The sequence below is a fragment of the Flavobacterium sp. genome (assembly GCF_021151785.1).
Lineage (GTDB): Bacteria > Bacteroidota > Bacteroidia > Flavobacteriales > Flavobacteriaceae > Flavobacterium.
This window is the reverse complement of record NZ_JAGKWP010000143.1, coordinates 1-4360: the sequence shown is the minus strand read 5'-3', so window position 1 is coordinate 4360 and position 4360 is coordinate 1. Positions and strand designations below refer to the sequence as shown.

General features: G+C 28.6%; 4 protein-coding genes. 2 read left to right on the top strand and 2 right to left on the bottom strand.

Annotated elements, in window-relative coordinates; all coding sequences use genetic code 11:
- On the bottom strand, positions 1 to 320 hold a 320-nt coding region (locus tag QZ824_RS10810; RefSeq protein WP_291276027.1), incomplete at its 3' end, for a Nif3-like dinuclear metal center hexameric protein.
- 41 nt (positions 321 to 361) lie between these two features.
- On the opposite strand from QZ824_RS10810, the gene lpxK reads away from it, so the two are divergent.
- Positions 362 to 1390: a tetraacyldisaccharide 4'-kinase gene (lpxK, locus tag QZ824_RS10805; protein ID WP_291276026.1), complete on the top strand. Its 1029-nt coding sequence runs from the start codon at positions 362 to 364 to the stop codon at positions 1388 to 1390.
- The gene (locus tag QZ824_RS10800) at positions 1347 to 2159 is read left to right on the top strand and encodes a purine-nucleoside phosphorylase (RefSeq protein WP_291276025.1); all 813 of its coding nucleotides are present in this window, start codon (positions 1347 to 1349) and stop codon (positions 2157 to 2159) included. Before lpxK ends, QZ824_RS10800 begins: the two co-directional genes overlap by 44 nt.
- Here QZ824_RS10800 and QZ824_RS10795 read toward each other — a convergent pair.
- Entirely contained in the window at positions 2149 to 4311 is a 2163-nt protein-coding gene (locus QZ824_RS10795; RefSeq protein WP_291276024.1) for an ATP-binding protein, read from the bottom strand. The genes QZ824_RS10800 and QZ824_RS10795 overlap by 11 nt on opposite strands.
- Positions 4312 to 4360 lie beyond the last annotated feature (49 nt).

The window sequence follows — 4360 nt, the reverse complement described above, 5'->3', positions numbered from 1 at the left end:
CCTTTTTGATGATTATCTAAAGCAGTGTGAATTGCATAGATAGCAATGTCATTTTTTATAGCTTTAATTATTGCTTTTTCAACATAATTTTTTCCAGTAATTTTTTTAATTCCAGAGAATAAAATGGGATGAAAGCAAACAACCAAATTGCATTTTTTTTCAATAGCTTCATCAATTACTTCCTCTAAAGCATCATGAGCAACAATAATACCTGTAATTTCATTTTGATGACTAGTTAATAGTCCAACGTTATCAAAGTCTTCTGCATATGCCAATGGAGCTAGGCTTTCTAAATGATGTAAAATTGAAGATAGTTGCATAACTTTTTTTACCAAAGATAAAAAAATGCTAACTTCGTAAGATGAATTTATTACGAAAATTACTTTTTCCTTTGGGAATTGTGTATTGGGTTATCACTTTTTTTAGAAATAAATGTTATGATTGGTCTTGGTTTTCTAGTCAATCTTATGCTATTCCTGTAATTGCAATTGGAAATTTAAGCGTTGGTGGAACGGGGAAAACACCGCATACAGAGTTTTTAATCCGGTTGTTGAAAAACCAATATAAATTGGCGGTTTTAAGTAGAGGTTATAAGCGCAAATCAAAAGGATTTGTTATAGCAAATTCAAGTGTCTCCGCTGAGATCTTAGGAGATGAATCATATCAAATTTACACAAAATTTCCAGAAGTGAAAGTAGCAGTATGTGAGGATAGAAGAACTGGAATATTGCATTTACTTGAGCATGAGCAACTTCAAGTTATTTTGTTAGATGATGCCTATCAACACAGAAAAGTACAGGCTGGATTTTATGTTTTATTAACTGCTTATGATGATTTATTTGCAGATGATTTTATTCTGCCTTTTGGAAATTTGAGAGAACCTTCGATAGGAAAAAAAAGAGCTGATGTTGTATTGGTAACCAAGTGTCCTATTAATTTATCAGATAAAGAAAAGAGTACCATTGTTAAAAAGTTAAATGTTAATGTAGATGTATATTTTACTACTATTATGTATGACGAAGAAGTGTATTCTGAGGAGGGAAATGAGTTGTTGCAGTCATTCAAGAATAAAGAAAAGGTAGTTGTTGTAGGGATTGCAAAACCGAATTATTTTATTGAAAAAGTAAAAAATGATAAAGATCATATAAAAGTATATCCCGATCACCATAATTTTACCGATGCAGAAATAGCAGAATTAAATAATTGGTCAAAAACGCATCCTATTATCACAACAGAGAAAGATTATGTGCGTTTAAAAGGTAAAATAAAGCAAAATTTATACTATTTGCCAATTAAGATAAAGTTTTTAGAAAATGAGTTTAGCTTTACTAATAAAATAAAAAAATATGTGGAATCAAGTACAAGAAACAGTAGCCTTTTTAAAAAATAAAACTAATGGTTTTACACCAGAATTTGGTGTAATTTTAGGTTCTGGTTTAGGCAATTTTATAGAAGATATTCAAATTGAGTTTGTCGTAGAATATAAAGATATTCCAAACTTTCCAGTCTCAACTGTACAAGGTCACAAAGGTGCGCTTGTTTTTGGTAAAGTGGGAGAAAAAAATGTGGTGGCAATGCAAGGAAGATTTCATTATTATGAAGGTTATGATGCAAAGCAAGTTACTTTTCCAGTTCGTGTAATGAAATACCTTGGGATTCAATTATTAATAGTTTCGAATGCTTCAGGAGGAGTAAATCCAGAATTTAAAGTAGGTGATGTAATGATTATTAAAGATCATATTAATATGATTCCAGATCATCCTTTAAGAGGTCACAATGACGAACGTTTTGGGCCTCGTTTTGTAAATATGAGTGAGCCATACAAAAAAGTATTGATATCAAAAGCTAAAGGAATAGCCTCTTCATTACAAATAGATGTAAAAGAAGGAATTTATTTAGCTCTTCAAGGTCCAACGTTTGAAACATTGGCTGAATACAAATATGTAAAAAATGTTGGTGCAGATTGTGTTGGTATGTCAACTGTTCCTGAAGTAATTGTAGCTAGACATATGGATTTAGACTGTTTTGGAATTTCAGTTATTACAGATATGGGCAATGAAGAAGAAATTGAGACGGTAAATCATGAGGAAGTATTAGAAGCAGCAAAAAAAGCCGAACCTAAGGTTCGTAGTTTGATTAAAAATTTAATTATGAGCTAAAATAAGAAGCAATAACTTTATAGAAATGCTCAGGTTCAAATGGTTTAGTAATTACATTATTCATGCCATATGACATGAGCATTTCTCTGTTTTCATTTAAAGAAATTGCTGTTAATGCAATAATTGGGGTGTGATTGTTAAATGTTCTTATTTGCTCTGTAGCTTCGGTTCCGTTAATTCCTGGTAGGTGTACATCCATCAGTACTAAATCGTAATCATTTCTAGCCATTTCTGAAATAGCATCTTCACCATTGTCAATTATTTTACAAATCATACCTTTGTTTTCTAACATTTTCTTAGTAATCATTTGGTTGATTTGATTGTCTTCAATCAATAGTACTTTTTTATCTTTTAAATTTTCAAAATTGTCTTCTGTTATTTCACTATTATTTTCTGTTTTATTGGTTGAAATTTCAAATTTCAAATCAAATGTAAAGGTACTTCCTTTACCTTGGGCACTTTCTAACTTAATATCACTACCTAGTAGTTCAATTATTTTTTTTACAATGGATAGCCCTAATCCTGTACCACCAAAAGTTCTATTGATTTCCACTGAACCTTGAGTAAAACTATCAAATATATTTGCAATTTTATCTTCGGGGATACCGATGCCGGTATCTTTAATTTCGAAAGCTAATGTTACAAGATTTTTTTCTTGACTTACTGTGCTAACCTTCAACCAAACATCGCCATTTTTGGTAAATTTAATAGCATTATTTATTAAGTTTATTAAAATTTGTGAAAGTTTTGTGGGGTCGCCAATTAATTGTTCATTTCCATTAAGTTCAATGTCCATATGAAAATTCACATTATTTTTTTGAATAAATTCATTAAATGATTGACGGATGTTATTAATTAGTTCAATCAAATTAAAATCAATTTTTTCCACTTGAATAGTGTTTGATTCTAAACGGTTGATTTCTAATATGTCATTGATGAAATTTAATAAATAGTTGCCAGAAAACTCTAATGATTTTAAATAGTTTAATTGGTTAACTTTAGGTTTTTCTTGAAGTAATAAATAGGTTATTCCGTTTATTGCATTCAATGGTGTTCTTAATTCATGACTCACGGTTGAGAGAAATTCTGCTCTAGCTTTTGAGGCTTGTTCTGCTTTTTCCTTTTGTTCTGTTAATTCTTTGTTTTTTTCTTCTAATAATCGATTAGCATTATTTCTAATTTTATTGTTTTTGTAGAGTGAAAAGCTAAGTAAAGATAAGATTAAGATAAGTGCAATACTTAATATACTTATTAGTTTTGAAAAACGGATGGATCTTATTTGTTCTCTTTTTTCTCGCTCTAATTTTTCAACTAAATCTAGCTGATTATCATAGTTTTTTTTATTTAAAACATAACTATCTTCATTAAAATTATAGTTATCTTTTAGATGTAATATTTTTTTCAAGTATTCATTAGCGGCTTTGTAATCGTTGTTTTTTTCACTTAAACTAATTAGTTTTTTTAAAATTTTATTTTTAGTTAGTGAATTATTTCCCTTTTCAGCAATTTCTAAGGCTTTTTTGACGGCTATATAGGCACTAGAATAATTAGCTTGAATAGTATAGATTTCAGACATTTGATAATATGCTTCAATTTTAGAATTTTCATATTCTGAATTTTGTAACACAATTTTTTTAAAAATGGTCAAAGCCTCTTCATATTTTTTATTTGCTTTTAAGGTTAATCCTTTTTGCAAATTTACAAGTTGTAGTGCATCAGAAATGTCTAAATTATTATATATTTCAAAAGATTTGTTAAAATAACTTTCGGAGAGTTTTGCTTTATTTTTTTCTAAATAGCAAACGCCTAATGAATAATAGGTTTTCGCAAGTTTAGAGGTGACTAACTTGTTAATTTGAAAAAAATTAGAGCATCTAATGAAGTAGATAATAGCTTCATCGTATTTACTATTTTCTAAATAAAGATTGCCAAGAAAATAATAGGAATCATAAAGTTTAGTTTGGTTATTAGTTTTCTTAGCAAATTGAACAGCTTTGTTAGAATACTTTATAGCATTTTCAATTTGAAATTTATCTTCAGCACTATAACTAGCTAGCTCCAAATAGTAGTCTATACTGTCTTGTGATATCTTTTTATCTTGTGAAAAAGAAAATAGTGAAACAAAAAAAAACAAGACTAATATTTTTTTCATTTTGATAAAAAATAACTTCTTTTAATTGAATAATGCATAAAAATAAAAC

What these genes read in the sequence shown, in the direction of transcription:
- lpxK (WP_291276026.1), top strand. Translation starts at nt 362, where the DNA reads ATGAATTTATTACGAAAATTACTTTTTCCTTTGGGAATTGTGTATTGG.
- QZ824_RS10800 (WP_291276025.1), top strand. Translation starts at nt 1,347, where the DNA reads ATGTGGAATCAAGTACAAGAAACAGTAGCCTTTTTAAAAAATAAAACT.
- QZ824_RS10795 (WP_291276024.1), bottom strand. Translation starts at nt 4,311, where the DNA reads ATGAAAAAAATATTAGTCTTGTTTTTTTTTGTTTCACTATTTTCTTTT.